Source organism: Vogesella mureinivorans, from assembly GCF_007644035.1.
In the GTDB taxonomy this organism is placed as follows: Bacteria; Pseudomonadota; Gammaproteobacteria; order Burkholderiales; family Chromobacteriaceae; genus Vogesella; species Vogesella mureinivorans.
In genome coordinates this window covers 1-434 of record NZ_VMTV02001062.1, presented here as the reverse complement: position 1 = coordinate 434, position 434 = coordinate 1, and the positions used below count along the sequence as shown (strand labels likewise).

The window sequence follows — 434 nt, the reverse complement described above, 5'->3', positions numbered from 1 at the left end:
GCGTCGCTTCAACCTGCGCTTCGCCCTGTTCGACGAGGAGCGCTGCGAAGCGATCACCGAGGTCGACACCACCTGCAATCCCTTCGAGGACGAGCAGTGCGTGATCGCCTCGGTCGGCTGGCTGGCGCACTCGAGGAAGCGCGCCCAGCAGCTGCTCGAAGCGGGCTGGGACCTGCTGGTGGTCGACGAGGCCCATCACCTCGCCTGGGCGCCCGAGGCGCCGAGCCGCGAGTACAGCCTGGTCGAGAGCCTGGCACAGGCCACCGCGGGCGTGATCCTGCTGACTGCGACCCCGGAGCAGCTTGGCCGCAGCGGCCACTTCGCCCGCCTGCGCCTGCTCGACCCCGCGCGCTATGCCGACCTCGATGCCTTCATGGCCGAGTCGGACCGGCATCTCGCGCTGTCGCAGGTCACCGAAGCCCTGCTCGAAGCAC

1 protein-coding gene is annotated in these 434 nt (G+C 70.0%); it reads left to right on the top strand.

From position 1 onward, the window contains the following. A partial coding sequence (locus FLQ44_RS22750; RefSeq protein WP_206209126.1) for a DEAD/DEAH box helicase family protein occupies positions 1 to 434 on the top strand: 434 nt, incomplete at both ends.